Genomic DNA, 23,308 nt, shown 5'->3' on the forward strand with positions numbered 1-23,308 from the left:
GATCCGCTACTGTGCCGGGCACTGGATTCGGGGAACGGCAGGATGAGTGCGGCAGGCAAGGCGTTGTGGTACATCGAAACCCATGCGGATCGACCGCTGGCACTGGCCGACGTCGCTGCTGCGGCGGGGCTGTCGCCGTTCCATCTGTCGCGCCTGTTCCAGACCCGCACCGGTACCTCGGTGGTGCGCTACCTGCGCGGACGGCGCCTGACCGCGGCCGCGCAGCGGCTGGCCGACGGCGCAGGCGACATCCTGCAGGTTGCGCTTGGGGCCGGCTATACCACCCATGCGGCGTTCACCCGTGCCTTCAGCGACCAGTTCGGGCAGACACCGGAGCGGGTACGCGAACAGGGCACCGACGGCCTGGCACTGGTGCAGGCGATCCGCGTGGACGAGGCGCCTGTACCCTGCGATGAGGCACCGCGCCTGCTCGACACGCCCGCCTTCCAGCTGGTGGGTATCGGCATGCGGCATACCCGCGGCAGCGGTGGTGCGATACCCGGACAGTGGGCGCAGCTCAACCGCGAATGGCCGACGCCTGCACCGGTCAGCTTTGGCGTGTGCTGCAACAGTGATGACGATGGCGGCTTCGACTACATCGCCGCACTGCCGGCCAGCGCGGTGCCGAGCGTACCTGCGCACTGGCAACGCGTGGACATTCCGCCGCGTCGCTACCTGGTGGCCTGGCACGGCGGGCACATCTCGACCATCCGCTCGACCTGGTTCTGGCTGCTGGATCACTACCTGCCCGGCTCCGGTCTCAGCCTGGCCGATGCACCCGATCTGGAACGCTACGACATGCGTTTCGATGAGCACAGCGGCAACGGCGGCGTGGAAATCTGGCTGCCAGTGGAGTGATCTTCGAGCGCGGCACCCACCGTAACGAATCGTTGCGCCCGCGGTGACACCCACGCAATCCCGCCAGGTCTACACTCGATGCATGCGCTCCACGGAGGATCGATCATGCGCCTGTTGCACCTCACGCTGCCGGTATCCGATGTCGGTACCGTGGCCAGCTACTTCCGCGATGTGCTGCAGCAGCGCGTGGTCGGCAATCATGTGCACATCGGCTGGAGCACGATCGAGTTGCAGCCCGCTGAAGGACGTCCGGTCGGAGGCGTGCACCTGGCCTTCAACGTACCGGACAACCGCTTTGGCGAGGCAATGACCTGGTTGCGCGAACGCACGCCACTGCAGCGCAATCCGGCAGGGTTGGATTATTTCGCCCTGGAAAGCAGCTGGCAGTCGCAGTCGGTGTACTTCACCGGCCTCGATGGTTTGATCCTTGAACTGATCGGCCGCCGCCGCTTGCCGGACAGTGCGCATCAGGGCGCCTTCCACGGCAGCGAACTGACCTGCCTGAGCGAGGTCGGCCTGCCCAGCCACGATGTCGATGCTGTGCGCGAGCAGTCCAGCCTGCGGTTTGGCCTGCAACCGATCAGCCCGCCTTCGCCGCAGTTCGCGCCGATGGGCGACGACGAAGGGCTGCTGATCGTGGTCGCTGCGGACCGGCGCTGGTTCCCCGAGCAGAAGGACCTGCCCAATGCGCAGGGCCTGTTGCTGCAGGTCGGCGACGTGGCCGGCCCGGGTGTTGTGGAGGACGCTGCACTCGGCTGGCGGGTGCAGGCGACCTGATCTACCAGCTGCCCGACGCACCACCTCCGCCGCTGCGGCCACCGCCTCCGGACCAGCTGCTGGAGCTGCTCGACGACGAACTGCTGGATGACGAACTGGACGCGCTGCGCTCACGGCGTGACGAAACCCGGCCATGCGCACGCTCGCCCGGCAGCATGGTGAACAACCATACGAAGTACAGCAACACGCCACACACACCGGACACGATCATTGCCAGCAGACGTGGATCGTCACCTTCGGCACGATGGATCGCCAGCAACGCACCCGCGGCGTAGCCGAGGGTCAACAGCACCAGCACCGTCATGCGCACGACGAAGCTGCTGCGGTTCTTCTTCCAGCGTGTGCGACAGGCCTGCACCAGCAGGAACACCATCAGGGTGGCAACGCCCGCGGCGGCCTGCAGCAGCAGGTGCCGGGCCAGGCTCGGTGGCAGCTGGCCACGAAGCAGCGCCTGCACCAGGAAGACCGCGCCGGTTACCAGCATGCCACACAGGACGATGCGCACCCCACGGCTGCGACGCCAGCACCAGCCGAGCAGGGCCGCCACCGGCACGCCCAGCGCCATCACGAAGCACAGGCCCGGCAGCAGGTGGCGTGGCAGCAGCAACGCCACGGACAGCGCGCCTGCGGCAACCACCGCTGTCAGCAGCATCGGACGCCCCCAGGCCGGCAAGGTCGGCCAGCTCGGCCTCGGTGCCGACGCATTGGCGGCCAGCGCCTTGCGCCGCCGCTCCCGACGGCTGCCGCTGAAATCGTCCTCGGTCTTCGCCGGCGGGAGGGGCGGCGGCGAGCGCCACAGCCCGGCCAGGAAGCCGGCCAGCAGGGTCAACGCCACCACCGAGTCTGCGCGTCGCCAGTCCGCAGGCAGCACATTGCTGGCCGACGGTTCTTCCCATGCAGGCAGGTCCTCGCCTTCGATCAGCGCCACCATGATCGTCGTGCCATCGAGCACGCCCTGGTCGAAATCACCCTCACGGAAGCGCGGCACGATCGCGTTGTCGATGATGCGAGCGGCGTACGCGTCCGGTAACGCACCTTCCAGGCCATAGCCGGTCTGGATGCGTACGCGGCGGTCCTGCACCGCCACCAGCAACAGCACACCGTCGTCGACACCGGTGCGACCCAGCTGCCACTGATCGAACACCCGCTGTGCGTAGGCCTCGATGCCCTCGTTGCCCACGCTGGGGACCACCAGCACCTGTAGCTGTGCACCTTTCTGCACCTGCAGCTGCAGCGCCTGCCTGCGCAGGGTGGCGCGGGTTTCAGCGGACAGCGCGTTGGCGGTGTCCACCACGGGATCGTCCAGCGCCGGGACCGGGATCGCCGCCAGCGCCGCCACCGGCAGCAGGCACAGCAGCAACAACAGCCACGTCATGGCTGCGGTCTGCCGTCCTGCGCGCAGCAGGCTCACGTACCCTGCCCCGCCTCGATCCGCGCATGCAGCGCCTGCAGTTGCGCGACCGCCTGGTTGAACACCTGCAGATCGGCATCCACCAGGGCCGCCCAGTCAGGCGCGTGCCCCAACAGCTGCGCCACCTGCTCGTTCGGCGCGCGATCGAAGCCCTCGCCAAGCACGGCAAGATAGCGCGCACGGAACCCTTCGGGGTCGCGCTGGTCCTGCACATACAGCTGCACGGCCAGCAGCCCTGCATACAGGTAGTTCACCAGATAGTTCGGGTCTTCATACATCAGGCGCTTGCCGATCCAGGTGTTGCGCAGCTGCGGGTAGCGCTCCGGTTGCTGGCCGAAGCGCGCCAGCACCTGCCCGGTCAGCGCGTCCAGGTCATCGGCGGTGCCCAGCGTGCCGGCGGCAACGCCCTGGTAGATCGACTGCTCCAGCTGCGCTTCCTCGGAAGAGGTGAACAGCTGCAGCACCATGTCGTCCAGCAGCGATTTCAGGTAGTAGGCCTTGGCACGCGGGTCCTGTGCCTGCTGGTACAGCTGGTCGCGGAAGCGCAGCTCGTTGTAGATCGCGAACGCCTCGGTCAGCCATTGGCTGCCATTGCGCTGCAGTGGCGACGCATGACCGCGCTGCATCCACTCGCCATGCACGGCATGGCCAGCTTCATGCGCGATTTCGACATCGCTTTCCAGATCGCCACGGCGCACGCCAACGAACAGCATTGCCGGCACACCGGGAGCACTCACCGAGAACGCGTCCTGGCTGCGGTCACCGCGTTCGGAGGCCAGATCCATACGCTGGTTGGCCGGATCGAGCAGCGCGCGCAGTTCTGCGACGTACGCCGGCCCCAGGTGCTGCATGGCATCGGCGGCGTTGTCGCGCAGCTGCGCCAGCGTCAGCACCGGTGGCGTGTAGCCGGCATCGGGCACCGTGGTATCCCAGATCTGCGGCGCGTCGATGCCCGATCGCGCAGCGTGGTGCAGCAGCATGTCCTGGTAGGCGCGGCGGTCCCCCGCGTGCTGTTCGATTGCAATCAGCGTCGCATCCACTGCCGCTGTATCCAGACCCATGCGCTGGTAGCCGTGTGCCGGCGCCGAGCCATCGCCCTGCAGGCGTGCGGCGGCGTCATTCACCTGCACCAGCCCCAGCAGCACCGAAGCCATCGGCTCACGGCGCGAGTGCAGCCCCTGCCAGTAGCCCTTCCAGCCGGCCTCGCGCAGGGCGCGGTCGGGCTGCTGGGCCAGCGCCTGCTTGTCGCGCCCCGTGTCCCAGTGCCGACCGCCGTGCTCGAGCTGCGGGTACTCGGCGCTGCGCAGGATCTGCCCGCGCAGGCGCGCGAAGCTGTCCAGCGCCGGATCGGCCAGTGCCTCCACGGCCTCGTCCAGCACAGCGTTGGCCGGGGTGGCGGCTTCCTTCAACGCACGTGCGTGCAGGAAGCCATACGGTGCTGCCCACGTCGCATCTGCGGGCGCCTCGCGCAGTGCAGCACGACCGCTGCGGGCGATGCGGCTGCACAGCCCCATTGCCTGGTCCATCGCCTGGGCCGGGCGATGATCGCGGGCGTTGCGGGCGGACTGCAGGTGCAGGTAGCCGAGATGCCGCAGGCACTGCGCCTCCAGTGCCTCGGCCTGCTGGAAGCGTTCCGCCGGTGCAAGGGTGGACGCCTGCTGCAGGGCCTCGACGCGCTTGCCCAGCGCGTCGCGCGCGGCTTGTTCGGCGGTGGCATTGGCGAAGTAGGCGCGGTCATCGGCATGCACCGACTGTGCCTGGGCGCCGCTGAAGGGGGCTATCGCCAATACGGCGGCGACGGCGGCGGTGGTAGCGCGCTTCCTGAAAGCCTGCATCGGCGTCTCCCTGCCTGGACCAGGCTTCGAGCCTAGCAGCCAGCCGCCCGGCTCGCCTGTGCCGAGTCAGGCCTCAGATCGACTCATCCTCACGCTTGACCAGTGTCCAGCACGGCGCCTGCGCGAAGGTATAGGTCTGCTGGTCGCTGCTGTCCGGCGTGCGGACCTGCACCTGCCGCTGCCCATCGGCCAGGGCACTGACCTGCATTTCGCGGCCCTGCCCGGCCAATGCGGCAGGATCGGGCATCACCGGCCACTCGACATCGGCCAGCGCCAGCCGGCTTTCCACCTTGCGCGGTTCCGGCTCAGCCTCCGCATCGATGTAGCTGTCCAGCAGCGGATCGGCAGTGGTCTTTTCCTGCAGCGCGATCTCGTTGCCGAAATGCTTCAGGAACGTATCGAATTCCGGGTAGGGGCATTCACTGGGTGCAGCCGCAGGTGTGGGCTCGGCGGCGGTCGCTGGCGCGGCTGGAGCAGGCACGGCTGGAGCAGGCGCCGCCTCGGCCGCTGTCTGCGGCGCTGGTGTGCAGGCAGCCAGAACCACGCCGCAGGCAAGCGTCAGCAGAACGGCAGAACGGTATCGACACATGGGCTCATCCTGAATCCGGTCCGGTCGCTCCATGCTACCGCGCACCCTACAATTCCGGCATTCCGCCTGTCCGAGAGTCCTCATGCATCGCCTCCTGCTCCTGATCGGCCTGCTGCTGCCCGCCCTGTGGCCGGCTGTGGCGTTGGCCGTCGATGTCCATGAAGGCGATCTGCTGTTCGTCACCGCCGGCCGCAGCGGCCTCAGTGCGGCCATCGACGATGCCACCGGCAAGCAGGGCGCGCTCAGCTTCGATCACGTTGCCCTGGTCGCTTCCACGCCGAAGGGCTGGGAGGTTTTGCATGCGGACGAGAAAGGATCGCGCCGGCAATCGCTGGTCGAGTTCCGCCAGGAGGCGCGCGCCAAGCAGCGGCAGATCGTGGTCTATCGCCTGCACGCGCCGCAGCAGGCGGCCATCAAGGATGCGGTCGCCACCGCGCGCACGATGCTGGGCAAGCCGTACAACACGTCGTATGTGTTGAGCGAGGACAGCTACTACTGCTCGGACTTCATCGAACGCGCCTTCCGTGCGCATCACGTGTTCGCATTGCAGCCGATGAACTTCCGCAACCCGCAGACCGGGGAGATCGCCCAGCACTGGGTGGATCTGTATCGCGGCATGGGCATGGACGTGCCGCAGGATCAGCCCGGCACCAATCCGAACGACATGTCGGCAGCGCCGGTGCTGCAGCGTATCGGCGTGCTGGAATAAGCAAAGCCCCGCACGGGGCGGGGCCTTGCCGGTCACGTTGCATGCGCAACGCGGTCATTCTTCTTCGTCGTGGCCGCCCTGCTGCTGGTTCTGGTTGCGCTTCTGCTGTTCCTGCTGCTGTTGCTGCTGCTGGTCGCGGCCACGGCCCTGCTGCTGATCCTGCTGGTTCTGCTGGCCCTGCTGCTTCTGGTTCGGGTTCTGGTTCTGCTGTGCCATGTCCGATCTCCAAAGCCACTCGCGGAATGCGGTGGACGTGGCCATCGTCTGCAGCGAATGGTTAATCAGGCGTGGGTGGGCGGCTACATCTGTGTGTACGCCTGTGAATGAACGCGCAGAAGCCCTTGCGGCACAAGCAGCTGAAGAATTCATGCGGGTTCGGCATGTGCTCATGCCTTCGTCAGCCTGCACGCATTCATGGCGTTCGCCGCCGGAAACACGCGCTGAACGAGGCTGGCTTCCCGGCTCACGCAGGGAAGCCAACCCTGCATTCAGGGCATCACCGGCGGCACATACGCCAGGGTCATCCCCAGCAGCCACAGCAGGCCCAGCACCAGCGGGATATGCACCAGCAGCTGGATGAAGGTGAAGCCGACGATGTCCCGCGCCTTCAGGCCCAGCACGCCCAGCAGCGGCAGCATCCAGAACGGATTGATCAGGTTCGGCAGCGCTTCGGCCGCGTTGTAGACCTGCACCGCCCAGCCCAGGTGCGCCTTCAGTTCGTTGGCGGCCTGCATCACGTACGGCGCCTCGATGATCCACTTGCCACCACCGGACGGCACGAAGAAGCCCAGCACCGCCGAATAGACGCCCATCACCAGCGCGAAGGTATCAGTGATGGCCACGTGCACGAACAGGCTCGACAGCCGGTGCGCCAGGGTCTGACCGTCACCGCCTGCAGCGTGGGTGAGGATCATCGCGATGCCACCGTACAGCGGGAACTGGATCAGCACACCGGTGGTGCTCGGTACCGCCTTGGCCACCGCGTTGAGGAAGCTGCGCGGGCGCCAGTGCAGCAGCAGGCCCAGCGAAATGAACAGGAAGTTGTAGGTGTTGAGGTTGGCGATGGCGGTGACCACCGGCTTGTTGGCGAACTCGTTGAACAGCCAGCCGAACGCCAGCAGCGAGAGCAGTACGGTCAGCAACGGACTGTACTCCAGCCATTCGCCCGGGCGCGTGCGGCGCTGCAGTGGCTCCGGTTCTGCCTGCGCGGCGCCGGGGAAGTCTTCAGCGGTGCGGGCACTGCCGGCGGCCGGTGCGGTCAACCAGGCGATCAGCAGCGAGACCAGGATCAGCACTGCGGTCAGCGCGATCGACTGCCACAGGAAGATGGTTTCGGTGAACGGCAGGACGCCGGTGATCTCCACCAGCCCTGGCGGCATGCTGGCCGGGTTGGCCTGCAGCTGTGCGGCAGACGAACTCAGCCCCATTGCCCACACCGCACCCAGGCCGAGGTAGGCCGAAGCACCGGCCGCGCGGTAGTCCATGCGCAGTTCGGTACGGCGCGCCAGCGCGCGCACCAGCAGGCCGCCGAATACCAGCGAGAAGCCCCAGCTGAGCAGCGAGGCCAGCATGCTGACCAGGCCCACGTACACCACCGCACCGCGGCCGGTGCGCGGCACCCGGGCCAGGTAGTCGATGAAGCGCGCGACCACCGGCGCGGTCGCCACGGCGTAGCCACCGATGACCACGAAGGCCATCTGCATGGTGAAGGGAATCAGGCTCCAGAAGCCGTCGCCGAAGGCACTGGCGGTGGCCTGCGGGGTCGAGCCGAAGCTCATCGCAGCCAGCGCGACGATGACCACGCCGAGCACCGCGAACACGTACGCATCGGGGAACCACCTTTCCGCCCAGGCGGCCGAGCGCAGCGCTGCGCGCGCCATCCAGCCGTCCTGTACTGCTGCCGTCGAGGCCATCGCCTACCCTCCCAGGTTCGATGGTTCGATTCTGGGCGGCGGGGTGCGGGCTGTCAGCCACCTATTGGTCGTAGGTAGCGGAGGATGGTCGTGCCGGCCGTTGGCCGGCAATCCCGGGATCGCGCACGGCTGCAGCCGGCCAGCGGCCGGCTCTACCTCACCTTGGGCTCAACGCAGCGCCAGATCCACGGCGATGCCGGCGAACAGCGCGGCACCCACCCAGTTGTTGTGCAGGAACGCCTTGAAGCAGGGGCCGCGCTCGCGGTTGCGGCAGATCCAGAACTCGTAGACCACCAGCACCGTAGCCACGGCCACGCCGGCCAGGTAGTAGCCGCCCAGCCCGCCGCGCACGCCAACCAACGCCATGGTGGCCAGGAACAGCGCGTACAGCACGCCCTGGATGACCAGATCCAGGTCACCGAACAGGATCGCAGTGGAGTGCGAGCCCATCTTCAGGTCGTCCTCGCGATCGACCATGGCGTACCAGGTGTCGTACGCGGTGGACCACAGGATGTTGCCGGCATACAGCAGCCAGCCCAGCATCGGCACCTCGCCCTGCACCGCGGCGAACGCCATCGGGATGCCCCAGCCGAACGACATGCCCAGGTAGACCTGCGGCAGGTGGGTGTAGCGCTTCAGGTACGGGTAGCTGGCCGCCAGGAACACGCCGATGAAGCTGAGGCCGATGGTCAGCCCGTTCAGGGTCAGCACCAGGCCGAACGCCACCAGCATCAGCACGGCAAACAGCGCCAGCGCGGCGCGGCCGCTGATCGCACCGGTGGCCAGCGGACGCGCCTTGGTGCGTTCCACATGCGGGTCAAGCCAGCGGTCGGCGTAGTCGTTGATGACGCATCCGGCCGAGCGGGTCAGCCACACGCCGGTGGTGAACACGAACAGCGTCCACAGCGGCGGCAGGCCGCCCGCGGCCAGCCACAACGCCCACCAGGTGGGCCACAGCAGCAGCAGCGTGCCGATCGGGCGATCAGCGCGCATCAGACTCCAGTAATGCCGCCAACGCGGCGTCGCCGGCGACTGCGGCGAAGTGAGGGGGGTATCAGCCATGGCGATAGGATACTCCTGCCCCTCTGGCAGGGCTTTGCCCGTGGGGGGAGATTTGTTCGGCGAAACTGGATAGAATGCCGGTCCCGCACCGCTTCATGGCGCTGCGATGCCCGCCCCGGCACTGGTCGGTGGCGCGGCGGTTCTACAACGCGCCCGTAGCTCAGCCGGATAGAGTAGTGGCTTCCGAAGCCATTGGTCGGGGGTTCGAATCCCTCCGGGCGCGCCATTTTTCCTGTCTGGATCAACGCCGCTCACCGTGCCCAGGTGCAACGACGCCCCATCCTGCAAGGCAACCGGATATTCGACGTCGGCAGCCGGCCCCATAAGCGGGTACGCGAGCCCTGCCGGATATGACATCAATCCACGCTCGTGCGCTTGCCAGCCAGATCCGGATTGACCACGGGAACATGGTCTCGGATTGGTCCATGCTCTTCTCGATCTAGACGGGACGGCACACGCGGGTCCGATCAGCCTGTGTGGATGCTCATCATCCGAGCGCAGAGCAAGCGCTGAAGCCAGAGTACCCGTCGAGCAACCAGGCACGTCGTTGCTGGTCTCCAACCAGGCCCACCGCGCCATTGACACCTGAGTGCCTGAAACGCACTCTCCCTGACACCCATGCCTCCAGCGCGTGGGTGAGGCTAATCATGGACCGAACGCCAAGGAGAAATTCGTGGACCCGCGATTCTGGCTGATCCTGCTGTTGGCACCCGCAGCCGCTCTGTTTTCGACCCCGTCTCTGGCGTCTGAGGCCGTCGGCTACTGCGGAACTCCGTATGACAAGGCTGTCACCACAGAGTACCCAATACGCGGAACATGGATGTATGCCCGGTCGGCCTGTGGGTGGCAGACCTCGCTGCAGGACTTTCATCGGATGGGTGGCACGACCGTACTCAATTTCGGGCCGCATCTTAAGCGTCACACCGACCCTAGTACCGTCGCGATCGGTTGCACGACCGCGGAGGGCACCTCCTGCGTGCAGCAGGCCAGGCAGGAAATTGGGACTGAGCGCATCCGCAACTGGCTGAGCTACGAGTTCAACGAACACTACGGCTCTGCGATCGCGTGCCCCGGAGGATTTGATCGGAAGATCGAAACTGTCGTTGACGGCGTACCCAAAGTGTTCTGGCGCATTGTTCTGCCCCATGACGGGCAGGCAGCCTGTGATTACTCGAGTGGTTCATTCGACGTACTTTTCGTCCAGTACGACGCGAACGCAATCGAGAGCACCACCGCAATGCTCACTGTCGCCGATCACCTCGGTATGGAAGTCTACCTGGGAGCTCCCGCATTTCCCGTTGTTACCGGTCAAGAGTGGATGATCGATGCCGCCATGCTCTCGTCACACCGCGACTGGGCGCGGCGCGTCTATGCCGACTGGGCAGCAAGACATGCTGGACACAGCAGTTTTCGCGGCGCATATCAATCCTATGAGGTGCTGCTGGGAAGCACCTACACTGCGTCCGACACGGAGTATGGCCAGGATGCCGGCCTGTTCCGAAACCTCAACCCAGGCAGAAAATATGCCATCTCGCCCTACCTTCTTCTTCTGAAGGACGGTCGCGGCAATACCCAGACTGTCGAGCAGACCGTCAGCGGTTTCAGGCGCCTGGCCACGGCCGGAGTGGACATCATCGCGCCTCAGGATGGGCGCGGTACCGGAAACGCGGCCTACTACTGGCCGGGCCAGGCAACGCAGCTGGTGGGCGCCGTCGACCCCAGGCTTGGTCACTACCCGCGCGTTGACGCTTCCAGTAGTTTCTCCAGTCAATACGGCGGATCGATACGGGATGTATTCAATGCCCTGGGAGAGGCCAGGAGTGAATTCAACCGGGGGAATCGAAGGGTCGACTTGTGGGTCAATATAGAGGCGTTCGAGGAAGACACCGAAAGTCCAGACTACGCAGGTTGCAGCTACATCTCGCTATCGCGAACAACGAAGGAACGGATGGATCGAGCCCTGACATTCGTGGCAGGGCGCGTCGACAAGGTTATTTCCTTCATGTACGACCCGTTGTTCACCTGTACAGAACGCTTCGGTCTTCCGCTCCATCAAACTATCGCGGGCGATCATGATCGCCCTGTCATAACCGACGCATTTTTCTGGGATGCACCGTCAACCGGCATGGTTGTGAACGGCCACGGCATCGGTGCGGGCACCGAACTTCAGATCACCTGGTACGACTCCAACTGGCAATTGCAGACCCAGCGTCTTGCGCCAGGCTGGATCTATCCAGGTGGTGCCGGCGCAGGGCTTGACTCCATATGGATTCCATTCCAGCGCTCAGATCTTGCTCCTGGCTTCTTCATTTACATCGGCGCGGTTAAAAGTACCCAGTCAGGAAAAAAATCCACTATCGAGAACTTCAGCCTAGGATATTGACTGGTTTCGTCGCAGCCGAGCGTGGGCTCGGCTCTACAAGGCGAATGCCCCAGAAACAGAAACGCCGGGCATGGCCCGGCGTTTCCGTCACCGCATGGAAGGGGTAAACCTCAGTACCTGCCGTCGAACGCAAAAATCGGCTTGCGCTGCTTCCATGCACCGGCGGTGAAGTCCGGGAATTCCAGCGTCTGGAAGCTGTTGGCGATCGACTGCTCGCTCAGCGGCGTGATCGCGCTCCAGGTCACTGCGTCGTAGATGTCGATCGGCATCGGCGCCTTGGCCTTCAGCGCCTCGACGAACGCATGGATGACGAACCAGTCCATGCCACCATGGCCGGCACTGGCAGCGGTGTCGGCATTCTGCTTCCACAGCGGGTGTTCGTACTCGTCCTGGTACTTCTTGAACTCTTCCCACTGGTGCGGCGGGCTGCGGCCTTCGATGTGGATCGAATGGTTCACATCCATCCACAGGCCCTTGGTTCCCTGCACGCGGAAACCCATCGAGTATGGGCGCGGCAGCGAGGTGTCGTGCTGCAGCAGGATGGTCTCGCCGTTCTCGCAGGCCAGCGTGGTGGTCACGATGTCGCCCAGCTTGAACTTCACCTTGGTGCTGGGATGCGTGGTGCCGCCACTCTTGGCCACGGTGTATTCGTGCAGGCCACGCGCCTTGGTCGCGAAGGCGTTGATATGGGTGAAGCGGTTGCCGCGGTTGATGCCGGTGTACATCGCGCAGGGACCGATGCCGTGGCTGGGGTACAGCTCGCCATTGCGTTCCACCGAATGCTCGGTGCGCCAGCGGGCTTCGCTCCAGCCCTTGGGCCCGAACTCCACCCCGCTGTCGTAGGGCTGGTTGGGGTCGCCGGAATTGAACTTCACGCCGCGCAGGTCGTGCTGGTAGCCGGCCTGCAGGTGCACCAGCTCGCCGAACAGGCCCTGGCGCACCATCTGCAGCGCGGCCATCACGTCGCGGCGGTAGCAGACGTTCTCCAGCAGCATGTACGGGGTGCCGGTGCTCAGCTGGGTCTTCAGCACGTCCCAGTGGTCCTGCAGGGTGATGCCGGCCACCACTTCGCAGCCCACCGCCACGCCAGCCTGCATCGCGGCAATCGCCATCGGTGCGTGGTACTCCCACGGCGTGGCGATGATCACGCCATCGATGCCCTTCTGATCCAGCAGGCGCTTCCAGGCATTGGTATCGCGATCCTGGCCATAGGTCTTCGGCGCCGGCTTGCCGGCCTTGCTGACCATCTCCACGGCGCGGCCGAGCATGATCGGCTCGATATCGCAGACGGCGACCACCTCGACGTCGTCGCGGCGCACCAGTTCCTTCAGCAGCACCAGGCCACGCATGCCGGTACCGATCATGGCCAGGCGCACCTTGCGCCCGCGTGCCCATGCCGGGGTCTGCGGCAGCAGGCTGCTGGCGGCGACAGCGGCACTGGCCGCGATGAATTCCCTACGCTTCATGGCAAACATCTCTCCTCTTGGCAGCGTGCCGGCCGCAGCCGGCACGCCAGGTCACGCAAACGGAATTACTTGAAACGGTAGCCGATGGTCACACTGTAACCACGGCCGAAGATGGTTGCGTAGTCACTGGAGTCACCCAGGAAGCTGTTCGGATCGTAGAACGGCAGGCGATCGAACAGGTTCTTGACGGTGAAGCTCAGGTTCCAGGCATCATCCGGGCGCCAGGTGACGCTCATGTTGGCGGTCCACCACGACGGCGCACCATCGCACTTGCTCTTCTGCAGGGCCAGGTAGCCGCCGGTGCAGGTTTCCTTGTTGTTGCTCACCTCATCAACCTGGTCGGTGGCCCACTTGGTGCCGCCCACGTAGTTGACGAACATGCTGGTGGTCACCTGCTTGTAGGTCCAGTCGGCATTGAGCGTGGCACGCAGGCGCGGGTTGTTGTAGTAGCCCACCACGTCGCCGTAGTACCAGCCGTTGGCTTCATCCATGTAGAAACGGTTGCGGTTGGCGATGGTGGCAGCCAGGCCGATGTTCAGGTTGCCCCAGTCACCCAGCGAGAAGCGGCTGCGCGCATCGATGTCGAAGCCGTCGATCAGGGTCTTGCCACGGTTCTTGTACTGGCCCACCACGCTGGCCACGTTGCCGGCGGAGTAGCCCGGCAGCACCGACGGGCAGCTCACGCCACTGGCCGGGTCCGCACACATCGCCGCCAGCTGCGCCAGGTTGGCGCGGTCACTGTCGGTGATCGGCGAGCGCGACGAGGAGATGATGTCTTCCATGCGGCGGTAGTCCGGCGCGACGATCTCATTGTCGCGATAGATGAACCAGTAGTCGGCCGACACCGACAGCCAGGTCGCCGGCTCGTAGACGAAGCCGAGGGTGGCGATCTTCGCCTTCTCCGGCTTCAGGTTCTTGTTCGGCTGGGTCATGCGTGCCACGGTGCGGCTGCAATCCACGTTCAACAGGTTCTTGCCCAGATCGACATCGCCCGGGCGCTGCGACTTCAGCAGCAGGTTGGCGATGGCGTTGGTCTCGTTGCAGCGCAGCTCGTCACGGTAGCCACCCAGCTGGGCGAACACGCCACCGTTGCCGGATTCGGCCAGGCTCGGTGCACGGAAACCGGTCGAGTAGGTACCGCGCAGCATCAGCTGGTCGAACGCCTGGTACTTGAAGCCGATCTTCGGCGCCACGTTGGCGCTGAAGTTCGGGTACTTGTCCACGCGCACCGCCGCATCCAGTTCCAGCTTGTCGGTGATCGGCGCCACGGTTTCGGCGAACAGCGCGTAGGTGTTGCGCTTGCCGTCGAACCAGGAGCCGCCCTGCTGGGAGATCAGGCCGTTGGCCGCATCGGCATTGCCCGGGGTGTAGAAGGTTTCGCGGCTGGCGTTGAAGCCGAACGCGGCGCGCATCTCGCCGGCCGGCAGCTGGAACAGCGGGCCTTCGATCTTGCCGTCGAGGGTGTGCAGGCGGGTCCACGACTGGATGTCGAAGGTCGGGAACGCTTCACGGATCAATGCGGCGTTGGCTTCACTGATCTCGCCGAACTTGTACGCCGGGTGGTCGGAGATGATCACGCGGCCGGTGCCCGGATCGATCGAGTACGGGCCGAACGCCTTCTCGAAGCCCTTGATGTTGACGTTGATCGTCTGGTACGTGGTGGAGTGCGTACCGGCGCTGGCGAACGCGGTCTCCCAGTTCCAGTCACCCCGGTTGCCACGCGCACCGGCCAGCACGCGGTAGCTCTTGTCGGTGTTGCGCTGGCCGAAGTAGTTCGGGCCGGCATCCTGCAGCAGGTAGTTCAGGCCGACCACGCCACCCATCATCGCCTTCATTTCCGGGCTGGCGTGGTTGTACTCGTTGTTCGGGCCCAGGAACGGGTACAGGAACTGGTTGACGGTGTTGCCGGTATTGCGCGAGAACCAGCTGGTCGGGTTGCCGGTGGTGGTGCCGTAGGTGCGCGGCGTACCGCCGTTGGCGCGCAGGTCGATATCGGTGTAGGTGGCCTCGGCAAAGATCTCGGTGCTGTCGCCCACCAGGAAGGTGCCGTTGAGGTAGGCGGTGTTGCGCTCGGACTTGGCGCCGGCATCGATCTCGTTGTTCATCCAGGTTTCCCAGACGCAACGCGGGCCGGCCGCTTCACTGGTCAGCACGTTCTTGCAGCCCGGTGCAGCTTCCTGCACACGACGGCCGGTGACCGGATCGAAGGCGAAGTAGCTGCCCGGGTTGAACTCGCCCGGCTTGCTGCCCACGCCCAGGCGCAGGTTGTTGAGGTAGTTCGGGTTGTTGACGTAGTACTGGTCGGGCCGCTTGTCGTAGAAGTCGCTCAGCGGGATCGCGTCGCGGCGGTACATGTTCACCGCGCCGTAGATGTTGAAGCGGTTTTCGGCCAGGTCACCGAAGCCGGCGGTGATGCTGGCCTGGCGCTCGCCGTAGGAGTCGATGCGCGAGGAGGTGTCGTTGGTGAAGCTGACCTCGGCACCCTGGAAGTTGCGCTTGGTGATCACGTTGATCACGCCGGCCACCGCGTCGGTGCCGTACACCGCCGAGGCGCCGTCGGTCAGCACTTCCATGCGCTCGATGGCCGCGGCCGGGATCGCATCGATGTTGACGAACTGGGTCTGGAAGCCGGCCGGTGCACCGTAGTACGACAGGCGACGGCCGTTCAGCAGCACCAGCGTGCCCTGCGCGCCCAAGCCACGCAGGTTGGCCTGCGAGGCACCATCGGAACCGGTGAACAGCGAGCGCGCATCCTGCTGCGCCGGGCGTGCGGCGGGCAGGTTGTCGAGCACCTGCAGCAGCGTGCGCGCGCCCATGTTCTGGATGTCCTGCTTGCTGATCACCTGCACCGGGGACGCGGTTTCCACGTCGGTGCGGCGGATGTTGGAGCCGGTGACCTCGATGCGGGCCAGGTCGGTGGCCTTGTCCTTGCTCTCCTGGGCGAAGGCAGGAACGGCGACCGACAGCAGCACGCCGGCGATGGCCAGCGACAGCGGAGCGATCGAGCGACAGGGGGGGCGGTGGTGGCGTGCGGGCAACATCGGGGTTCTCTCCTGGCAGGGGTGCAGCGCAATAAATGAGCGCGTGGGCGTTCGGCGGGCAAAACGCTCCCGGGCCACGGCCATGAGGGCCGTAGTCGGAATGGGCGGGGGGAGGAGCGGTGTTACGAGGGGGTCATGGGGCGACGATGCTGGCGGAGTCGCCCTCCTGGCCGATCAGCACGGCGTTGGCCCAGTTGGCACAGACCTGGGCGGGTTGGCTGCCCTGCGCACCCAGCGTGCGCAGGCTCAGGGTGGAAAGGCCACGGATGTCCAGCTCCGGCTTGACCACGCCGGGTGCCTTCACCAGGCCGCTGTCGTACAGCAGGCGGTTGTCGCCCCAGACCTGGAACTGCAGGCCACCGGCGGTGCGGCAGGCGTCGTCGATGCCGAGGTCGGCACGCAGCAGGTGCCAGCCGCCCTGCAGGCGCAGGTCGATGCGGCTGGTGGCGCCGACGCCCAGGCCACGGCGGAACTGCAGGCCGTTCATGCGCATGCCGGCGTCGCCACGGAAGGACTGGTCGGTGCGCACCTGGCTGGCCAGCGCGGCCGGCACCGGCAGCTCGGAGAGATAGCGCTGCCGGGCCGGTCGCTCCGGTTCCTGGTGTTCGAGGATGTGGAAGGTGGACAGGGCGATCGGGCCGACGTCGCGCGGCTGCAGTGCATCGAACGCGCGGGCGCTGCCCTGTGCGGCCGTGACCATCGGGTCGGTGCTGCTGGCGCCGTCGCCTTCCGGGTTCTGCACGCTCAGCACGCGGAAGCGCAGCAGGCGTCCGGCATGTGCCGGGAAGTCGATGCGCTGCACGCCTTCCTTCAACTGCAGGCGGCCACGCGCGATCGGCTCGCCCCACTCGCCGTTGCTGTCGCCCAGGTAGACCTCATAGTCGCGTACCTGGCCGTGCTTCCAGTTCTTGTCGTTGCGCGGTGCGATGTCGATGCCATCGATCATCCTGCGCTCGCCGAAGCCCACCACCCATTCGTGGGCACCGGTGCGCACGGCCTGGTTGCGCACACTGCGGAACCAGGTACCCGGGTCATCATCGAAGGCGTTTTCCAGCGCGTGGCCGGGCTCTTCGGCCGGGCGATTCACCACCAGCAGGCTGTCGGCCGGCAGTTCACGGCCCAGCACCGGCGCGGCCGGATAGGCATCGTCGGCGGCCGCGGCGGCCACCGCAAAGTCCAGAGCCAACTGCAGCGGCTGACGGATGTCCTGGGTGGCGGTACGCACGTGCAGCGTGCCGCGGCGTTCTGCGGCATCGAAGTACCAGCCTTCAGCCGCACCGTTGAACGCAGCGGCATCAGCCAGCGCCGGCAGCGCACGGCCACCGGCCTGCACCGCACGCGGCGCCTGGCGGCTGAGCACGCGCAGGCCATAACGACGCTGCGCCAGCTGGCCGTTGTACTGACCCTGCACCGCATCGATCTGCACCTGCACCGGGCCACTGCCCTGCGCCGGGGCCTGCACGCGGATCTGCTGCGTGCTCGACTCGCCCTGCTGGTAGCGGCGCGTGTTGCCATCGTCTTCGTACAGCGTGTACTGCGAATCGCCCTGCGGGTACAGGTCGAACGTCACTTCATCCAGCGGCTTCTCGCCGTCGAACAGCATCGACGGGTACATCGGCAGGATCGCACCGGCACGCACGAACACCGGCAGCGTGGCCAGGTCCACCTGGCGGTCAAGCTGGCGGCCATCGGCGGCGGCCTGCACGCGGCGGCCGTCCCAGTAGTCGATCCAGCCGCCGGCCGGCAGATGGATGTCGCGGCGCCAGCCACGGCTGGCGGCCTGGCTGCGGTATACCGGCGCGACCAGCAGATCGCGGCCGAGCAGGAACTGGTACTTGTAGGTTTCATCCTGCGCATGCGGATCGCGCGGGTTGTCCCACATCAGGCCACGCACCGGCGGCGCGCCGGTCTGCGCGGCCTCGTGCACCAGCCCGTACATGTACGGGGTCAGGCGCATCTTCAACTTCAGGTAATCGCGGTTGATGCTGCGATAGGGTTCGTCGTACCACCAGGGGTGCTTGCGTGCGTTCGACGACCAGCCGCTCATGCCCATCAGCACCGGCGTGAACGCCTTCCACTGCAGGTCGCGGGTGAAGGTTTCGGCGCTGCCGCCGAAGATCGCATCGACATCGCCACTGGCGTAGGCCATGCCGGACAGGCCCGAACCGACCAGGGTCGGCACGTGCCAGCGGATGTAATCCCAGCTGCTGCTCTGGTCGCCGGTCCAGGCCACGGCATAGCGCTGGATGCCGGCCCAGCCCATCACCGTCCACAGGAACGGGCGCGAATCGGAATTGTCGAGGATGCCGTTGAACGCCTGGCGGTTGGCGTCCATCGCGAACTGGTAGCCCTTGCCGGTCCAGGCCACGTCCAGCTTCTGCACGCGGCTGCCCGCCTTGCCCACTTCCCAGGCGATCTTGTCGACGCCGTTCTCGGTCCACAGGCCGGTGCGGAAACCATACCCGGCCAAGCCCTTCACTGTTTCCGGCAACTGCTTGTAGCCGCAGCCGTAGCCATCGTTGGGCAGGATCCAGCCACCGGGCATGTCGTTGGCGCGGTACTGCTTGGCCACGGAGTCGATCACATCGGGCGTGGTGCCGGTCGGGCCGTCGCTCCAGCCCTCAGGTACGGTGCCGGGCTTCTTGCTGTTGTCGCCGTCGTTGTAGCAATCGGCATCGCCGTAGGACAGCGCCCAGCGCGCGACCATGTTCGGGCGGCCGGTCAGCTGGGTGTAGCGCTCGATCAGTTTCGGCAGGTCGGCGCCCACGAAGTAGTACGCATCGAAGCGGTCTTCGCGATGCAGCAGCGTGGCCTGGTCGGCCTCGCGCAGATCGTAGCTGCCATCGCTCCAGGTGTTGCGCAGCATGCCCCAGCCGCGGCTGCTGAGCAGCATCGGCGCCGGGCTGGGGCGATCGCCCTCTTCCCAGCCGCCGGAGTAGGACACCTCCAGCTCGCGGCCCTTGAACTGGTAACGGCCGTTCTGCTGGCCGCCGCCGAAGTAGCCTTCATCAGCCTGCGAAGAAAGCACCTGCACGCTCTGCGTCGCATCCAGATCCAGCGGCTGCAGTTCCTGCCACAGCGCGGTGGGCTGGCCGTTGTCCAGCCGCTCCAGGCGCAGGCGCAGCGGCTGGCGCTGCACGTGCAGCACCAGCGCAGCGGTACGCACGCGGATTTCCTGTGCGTCCTCTTCCAGCTGCGCCTGCACGTCTGCCTTGGGCTGCGGCAGCACGATGGGCGCGGCCTTGTCGCCGGCACCGGTCAGGGTGCCCTTGCGGCCAGCCTGCACGCGGATGATGTCGGTGGCGGGCAGTTCGATGCGGATGCGCGCGCCGCTGTCGGTCTGCAGGTCCCAGCCCTGCACGCCGTCACGGCTGGCGCTGGCGCTGACCGAACGCAGGTTGCCGACCGGCTCGGCCTGGGCCGATGTCGCAACCAGCAGCAATGCTGGCAGCAGGGCCAGCAGCAGCGGCGAGCGACGAACGCAGTTTTCCACGCGGACTCCCAACCCGTTCACCGGGCGTTTCGAAAGCGGTTGGGCCGACTCTAGGGCAGCGATTCGAAAGATGTCAACAAATTGAAAGGAAAAAGGAAGATATATTCCGTTGAAACGAAAGTTGTTGCGTCGCAATACTTTGTGTAAGCGCTTGCAGGCGCCTGTTAAGCATTGTGCGATACGGCATTCGCCGGTTTCTTGCGTTTTCCGGGATGCACTAGGTAGAGCGAAGTCGGCATCACATTTTCTTTCTTTTTACTTTCGCTATTTGACATTTCGAAAGAAAACACAGATGGTGCGCTGGCCCAACTGGAACCTCCGAATGGACGTCACCCTGCTTTCCGATGTGTCCGCCTGGCAGCGCCTTGGCGGAGCCGATACCGCTACCGAAATCGCCCAGCAGCCAGTGCTGTGGGACGCCCTCGCACAGGACCTGTCGCGTGCACGCGACCGCCTGCAGGCCTTCCTCGGCGACAGCCTCAACGATCCCAACCAGCGCGTGCTGTTCACCGGCGCCGGCAGCTCCGGCTTCATCGCCGAAATGGTGGCCGACGCGATCAATGCGCAGTGGCCGGCCGAGGTGCGCGTGGTGCACACCACCAGCCTGCTGACCCACCCGGCGCTTTACCTGCAGCGCGACCGCCCGACCCTGCTGGTCTCGTTCGGCCGCAGCGGTTCCAGCCCGGAAAGCGTGGCCGCGGTGGACCGCGTGCGCAGCGATGTGGATGACGCGCGCTTCCTCGACATCACCTGCAACGCCGATGGCGAACTGGCCCGCCGTGGCGCCGGCCGTGCCGATACCTGCACCCTGCTGATGCCGTCGGCCAGCTGCGACCGCGCCTTCGCCATGACCAGCAGCCTGACCTGCATGCTGCTGGCCGCGCTGACCGTGTTCGATCGTTCGCCGTGGGATGCGCGCGTGGCGCGGCTGAAGCAGATCGCCGCGCTGGCCCGCGAAGGCCTGACGCAGTGGGATGCACCGGTGGCGGCGCTGGCGCAGCGCCCGTTCAACCGCATCATCTACCTCGGCAGCGGCCCGCTGGAAGCACTGGCACGCGAGTGCGCGCTGAAGGTGCTGGAGCTGACCGCTGGCCGCGTGCTGGCGCTGGCCAACACGCCGCTGGGCTTCCGTCATGGCCCGAAGTCGACGCTGGATGGCAACACCCTGGTGGTGGTGCTGCGCAGCGTGCAGCCACTGGCGCGGCGCTACGAACAGGACCTGCTGGAAGAACTGCGCCGCGATGGCGTGGCCGGCCAGGTGCTGGCGATCGGCCCGCACTCGGATATCGGCGCCGATGACGAGTACACCCTTGTGGTGCCGCCGCTTCACACTGCATTCGACGACCCGTGGCTGGCGCCGGTGTGGCTGGGCTTCGCGCAGCTGTTCGCGCTGCAGCGCTCGACCGCGCTCGGCCTGACCCCGGACAACCCGTTCCCGGACGGCACCGTCAACCGCGTCGTCAAGGGCGTCACCATCCACCATGGCTGAGCTGATCGCCCACGCCTGCTACGGCATCGACATCGGCGGCACCAAGATCGAGCTGGTGGCGTGCGATGCGGCGATGCAGGTCACCTGGCGCCGCCGGGTCAGCACCCCACAGGGTGACTACGACGGCTTCCTCCTGGCGGTGGTGGCGCTGGCGGCAGAGGCAGATGCTGCACTTGGCCGCAGCGATGCGGCCATCGGCATCGCCCTGCCCGGCGTGCGCGATCGCCGCACCGGCCGCCAGCTCAGCGCGAATGTGCCTGCACTGACCGGCCAATGCGTGGCGCAGGATCTGCAGACACGGCTGCGGCGCCCGCTGCACTTCGGCAACGATCTGCAGTGCTTTGCCCTGTCTGAAGCGCACGGCGGTGCGGCTGACGGCTACCCCAGCATGTTCGGCGCCATCCTCGGCACCGGCGCCGGCGGCGGCTTCTGCCTGCAGGGCCGGCTGCTGTCCGGCTTCAATGGCCTGGCCGGCGAATGGGGCCACTGGAGCGTGCCCGGCCACCTGCTGCAGCGCCATGGCCTGCCACTGATCGACTGCGCCTGTGGCCTGCAGGGCTGCGTGGAGCGATACGTGTCCGGCAGCGGGCTGGCGATGATCGAACGCCATCTGGGTGGCGGTGCGGTGGATGCCAGCGCGGTGATCGCCCTGGCCGAGGCCGGTGATGCCCGTGCACGCCAGGCGCTGGACATCCACCGGGACCTGCTCGGCCACAGCCTGGCCGCGCTGGTGCTGGCGCTGGACCCGCACGTGATCGTGCTCGGCGGTGGCCTCTCGCAGTACGCACCGCTGTACCAGCAGCTGCCGGCGGCCATCGCCGCCCATCTGTTCAACGGCGTGCAGGTACCGCCGATCGTGCCGCCGCGCTTCGGCGATGCCGGTGGCGCACGTGGTGCCGCCCTGCTCGCCTGCCAACCCTCGTTTTCCTGATGTCCGGAGCCTGACCATGTCCCCGTTGCAGACCCTGCTTGCCTCCCACCGCGCCGGTGCCAACGTCGGCCTGTACAGCGTCTGCTGCAGCAACGAACAGGTGCTGCGCGCGGCCATGCACGTGGCGCTTGCGCACGGTACCGTGCTGCTGATCGAGGCCACCTCCAACCAGGTCGACCAGTTCGGCGGCTACACCGGCATGACCCCGCCGCAGTACCGCGACTACGTGGGCACGCTGGCCGATGAGGAAGGCTTCCCGCGCGAGCGGCTGATCCTGGGCGGTGACCACCTTGGCCCGAATGCCTGGCAGAAGCGCCCGGCCGTCGAGGCGATGACCCACGCGCGCGTACTGATCGAAGCCTACGTCGCCGCGGGTTTCCACAAGATCCACCTGGATTGCAGCATGTCCTGCGCCGATGACCCGGTGCCGCTGCCGGACGCGATCGTCGCCGCGCGTTCGGCCGAGCTGGCCGAAATCGCCGAGCGCACCGCTGCGGATCATGGCCTGCCACCGCCGGTCTACGTGATCGGTACCGAAGTGCCGATTCCCGGTGGCGAAGCCTCGCTGGCCGAAGGCCTGCAGGTGACCACGCCCGCTGCTGCCGCGCAGACCCTGGCCATCCACCAGCAGGCGTTCGACACGCCGCAGCTGCGCGATGCGTGGCAACGCGTGATCGCGATGGTGGTGCAGCCGGGCGTGGACTTCGACCACAGCAGCGTGCACGAGTACGACGCGGCCGCTGCCAGCACGCTGGCCGACTTCCTCGAACAGCAGCCGCGCATCGTGTTCGAGGCGCATTCCACCGACTACCAGCGCGAAAGCGGCCTGCACGCGCTGGTGCGCGACCACTTCGCGATCCTCAAGGTCGGCCCGGCGGCCACCTTCGCCTACCGCGAAGCGCTGTTCGCGCTGGCCGCGATCGAGGCCGAACTGCTGCCGGCCGCGCAGTGCTCGCGCCTGCCGCAGGTGCTGGACGAAGTGATGGTGGCGCAGCCGAAGTACTGGCAGTCCTACTACCAGGGCGATGATGCCGCGCTGCGCCTGCTGCGCAGCTACTCCTTCAGCGATCGCTGCCGCTACTACTGGGGCGAGCCCGCGCTGGTGCAGGCGGTGCAGACCCTGTTCGCCAACCTGGAACAGCACGCGCCGCCGCTGGTGCTGCTCAGCCAGTACCTGCCGGAGCAGTACCGCGCCGTGCGCGAGGGCACCCTGGCCAATACGCCCACCGCGCTGGCGCAACATCGCGTCGGCCTGTGCCTGGGCGAGTACGCCCGTGCGTGCAGCGCCAACCAGGCCGGAACCCGCACGCAGAACGCAGGTTCGGCTGCCGCTGTTCCTGTGAACGGCTAA

At 66.5% G+C, this 23,308-nt stretch carries 16 protein-coding genes and 1 tRNA gene; 8 read left to right on the forward strand and 9 right to left on the reverse strand.

Going from position 1 to position 23,308, the window contains the following annotated elements:
* The first annotated feature begins 42 nt into the window (after positions 1-42).
* Together EZ304_RS10175 and EZ304_RS10180 are read left to right on the forward strand one after the other, a co-directional pair.
* A complete protein-coding gene (locus tag EZ304_RS10175) occupies positions 43-858 on the forward strand; it encodes an AraC family transcriptional regulator (protein WP_142806952.1) in 816 nt (271 codons plus the stop codon).
* A 105-nt stretch (positions 859-963) separates the two neighbouring features.
* On the forward strand, positions 964-1,635 hold the full coding sequence (locus EZ304_RS10180; RefSeq protein WP_142806953.1) for a VOC family protein: 672 nt from the start codon (positions 964-966) through the stop codon (positions 1,633-1,635).
* 1 nt (position 1,636) lies between these two features.
* Here EZ304_RS10180 and EZ304_RS10185 read toward each other — a convergent pair whose 3' ends face one another.
* The 3 genes from EZ304_RS10185 to EZ304_RS10195 all read right to left on the reverse strand — a co-directional run bounded on the left by EZ304_RS10185 (position 1,637) and on the right by EZ304_RS10195 (position 5,470).
* A complete protein-coding gene (locus EZ304_RS10185; RefSeq protein ID WP_142806954.1) occupies positions 1,637-3,010 on the reverse strand; it encodes a TPM domain-containing protein in 1,374 nt (457 codons plus the stop codon).
* 32 nt (positions 3,011-3,042) lie between these two features.
* Complete coding sequence (locus tag EZ304_RS10190) at positions 3,043-4,881, reverse strand: M3 family metallopeptidase (protein WP_142806955.1); 1,839 nt, start codon at positions 4,879-4,881, stop codon at positions 3,043-3,045.
* Positions 4,882-4,954: 73 nt separating this feature from the next.
* A complete protein-coding gene (locus EZ304_RS10195) occupies positions 4,955-5,470 on the reverse strand; it encodes a hypothetical protein (RefSeq protein ID WP_099554818.1) in 516 nt (171 codons plus the stop codon).
* 82 nt (positions 5,471-5,552) lie between these two features.
* Between EZ304_RS10195 and EZ304_RS10200 the strand changes: the two genes are divergently transcribed.
* Complete coding sequence (locus EZ304_RS10200) at positions 5,553-6,179, forward strand: YiiX/YebB-like N1pC/P60 family cysteine hydrolase (protein WP_142806956.1); 627 nt, start codon at positions 5,553-5,555, stop codon at positions 6,177-6,179.
* Between the two features lie 54 nt (positions 6,180-6,233).
* On the opposite strand, the gene EZ304_RS20975 is transcribed toward EZ304_RS10200, so the two are convergent.
* The 3 genes from EZ304_RS20975 to ubiA form a co-directional block, all read right to left on the reverse strand.
* The gene (locus EZ304_RS20975; RefSeq protein ID WP_010482135.1) at positions 6,234-6,395 is read right to left on the reverse strand and encodes a hypothetical protein; all 162 of its coding nucleotides are present in this window, start codon (positions 6,393-6,395) and stop codon (positions 6,234-6,236) included.
* A 272-nt stretch (positions 6,396-6,667) separates the two neighbouring features.
* Positions 6,668-8,092: a short-chain fatty acid transporter gene (locus EZ304_RS10205; RefSeq protein WP_185959233.1), complete on the reverse strand. Its 1,425-nt coding sequence runs from the start codon at positions 8,090-8,092 to the stop codon at positions 6,668-6,670.
* A gap of 168 nt (positions 8,093-8,260) precedes the next feature.
* Positions 8,261-9,154 (reverse strand): 4-hydroxybenzoate octaprenyltransferase, encoded by an 894-nt coding sequence (gene ubiA / locus EZ304_RS10210; RefSeq protein ID WP_142806957.1) that lies wholly within the window; start codon positions 9,152-9,154, stop codon positions 8,261-8,263.
* A gap of 149 nt (positions 9,155-9,303) precedes the next feature.
* Between ubiA and EZ304_RS10215 the strand changes: the two genes are divergently transcribed.
* Positions 9,304-9,380: transfer RNA gene (locus EZ304_RS10215), tRNA-Arg, on the forward strand.
* A gap of 447 nt (positions 9,381-9,827) precedes the next feature.
* Complete coding sequence (locus EZ304_RS10220; RefSeq protein WP_142806958.1) at positions 9,828-11,537, forward strand: DUF4434 domain-containing protein; 1,710 nt, start codon at positions 9,828-9,830, stop codon at positions 11,535-11,537.
* Positions 11,538-11,647: 110 nt separating this feature from the next.
* Here EZ304_RS10220 and EZ304_RS10225 read toward each other — a convergent pair whose 3' ends face one another.
* The 3 genes from EZ304_RS10225 to EZ304_RS10235 form a co-directional block, all read right to left on the reverse strand.
* Complete coding sequence (locus EZ304_RS10225; RefSeq protein WP_099554871.1) at positions 11,648-13,003, reverse strand: Gfo/Idh/MocA family protein; 1,356 nt, start codon at positions 13,001-13,003, stop codon at positions 11,648-11,650.
* A 65-nt stretch (positions 13,004-13,068) separates the two neighbouring features.
* Positions 13,069-16,044 (reverse strand): TonB-dependent receptor domain-containing protein, encoded by a 2,976-nt coding sequence (locus EZ304_RS10230; protein WP_099554811.1) that lies wholly within the window; start codon positions 16,042-16,044, stop codon positions 13,069-13,071.
* 133 nt (positions 16,045-16,177) lie between these two features.
* Complete coding sequence (locus EZ304_RS10235; protein WP_142806959.1) at positions 16,178-19,537, reverse strand: TIM-barrel domain-containing protein; 3,360 nt, start codon at positions 19,535-19,537, stop codon at positions 16,178-16,180.
* A 322-nt stretch (positions 19,538-19,859) separates the two neighbouring features.
* Here EZ304_RS10235 and EZ304_RS10240 point away from each other — a divergent pair, with 322 nt between their 5' ends.
* Genes EZ304_RS10240 through EZ304_RS10250 form a run of 3 tightly spaced genes read left to right on the forward strand, consistent with a single transcriptional unit; the run spans position 19,860 to position 23,308 of the window.
* A complete protein-coding gene (locus tag EZ304_RS10240; RefSeq protein ID WP_142806960.1) occupies positions 19,860-21,026 on the forward strand; it encodes an SIS domain-containing protein in 1,167 nt (388 codons plus the stop codon).
* Positions 21,019-21,957 carry an ROK family protein gene (locus tag EZ304_RS10245; protein ID WP_142806961.1) on the forward strand — a complete coding sequence of 313 codons (939 nt, stop codon included), beginning with the start codon at positions 21,019-21,021 and terminating at the stop codon, positions 21,955-21,957. The genes EZ304_RS10240 and EZ304_RS10245 overlap by 8 nt, the downstream gene beginning before the upstream one ends.
* A gap of 16 nt (positions 21,958-21,973) precedes the next feature.
* Positions 21,974-23,308 carry a D-tagatose-bisphosphate aldolase, class II, non-catalytic subunit gene (locus EZ304_RS10250; protein WP_142806962.1) on the forward strand — a complete coding sequence of 445 codons (1,335 nt, stop codon included), beginning with the start codon at positions 21,974-21,976 and terminating at the stop codon, positions 23,306-23,308.

It is taken from the genome of Stenotrophomonas maltophilia, from assembly GCF_006974125.1.
Taxonomy (GTDB): domain Bacteria; phylum Pseudomonadota; class Gammaproteobacteria; order Xanthomonadales; family Xanthomonadaceae; genus Stenotrophomonas; species Stenotrophomonas maltophilia_O.

What these genes read in the sequence shown, in the direction of transcription:
- EZ304_RS10175 (WP_142806952.1), top strand. Translation starts at nt 43, where the DNA reads ATGAGTGCGGCAGGCAAGGCGTTGTGGTACATCGAAACCCATGCGGAT.
- EZ304_RS10180 (WP_142806953.1), top strand. Translation starts at nt 964, where the DNA reads ATGCGCCTGTTGCACCTCACGCTGCCGGTATCCGATGTCGGTACCGTG.
- EZ304_RS10185 (WP_142806954.1), bottom strand. Translation starts at nt 3,010, where the DNA reads ATGACGTGGCTGTTGTTGCTGCTGTGCCTGCTGCCGGTGGCGGCGCTG.
- EZ304_RS10190 (WP_142806955.1), bottom strand. Translation starts at nt 4,881, where the DNA reads ATGCAGGCTTTCAGGAAGCGCGCTACCACCGCCGCCGTCGCCGCCGTA.
- EZ304_RS10195 (WP_099554818.1), bottom strand. Translation starts at nt 5,470, where the DNA reads ATGTGTCGATACCGTTCTGCCGTTCTGCTGACGCTTGCCTGCGGCGTG.
- EZ304_RS10200 (WP_142806956.1), top strand. Translation starts at nt 5,553, where the DNA reads ATGCATCGCCTCCTGCTCCTGATCGGCCTGCTGCTGCCCGCCCTGTGG.
- EZ304_RS20975 (WP_010482135.1), bottom strand. Translation starts at nt 6,395, where the DNA reads ATGGCACAGCAGAACCAGAACCCGAACCAGAAGCAGCAGGGCCAGCAG.
- EZ304_RS10205 (WP_185959233.1), bottom strand. Translation starts at nt 8,092, where the DNA reads ATGGCCTCGACGGCAGCAGTACAGGACGGCTGGATGGCGCGCGCAGCG.
- ubiA (WP_142806957.1), bottom strand. Translation starts at nt 9,154, where the DNA reads ATGGCTGATACCCCCCTCACTTCGCCGCAGTCGCCGGCGACGCCGCGT.
- EZ304_RS10225 (WP_099554871.1), bottom strand. Translation starts at nt 13,003, where the DNA reads ATGAAGCGTAGGGAATTCATCGCGGCCAGTGCCGCTGTCGCCGCCAGC.
- EZ304_RS10230 (WP_099554811.1), bottom strand. Translation starts at nt 16,044, where the DNA reads ATGTTGCCCGCACGCCACCACCGCCCCCCCTGTCGCTCGATCGCTCCG.
- EZ304_RS10240 (WP_142806960.1), top strand. Translation starts at nt 19,860, where the DNA reads ATGGACGTCACCCTGCTTTCCGATGTGTCCGCCTGGCAGCGCCTTGGC.
- EZ304_RS10245 (WP_142806961.1), top strand. Translation starts at nt 21,019, where the DNA reads ATGGCTGAGCTGATCGCCCACGCCTGCTACGGCATCGACATCGGCGGC.
- EZ304_RS10250 (WP_142806962.1), top strand. Translation starts at nt 21,974, where the DNA reads ATGTCCCCGTTGCAGACCCTGCTTGCCTCCCACCGCGCCGGTGCCAAC.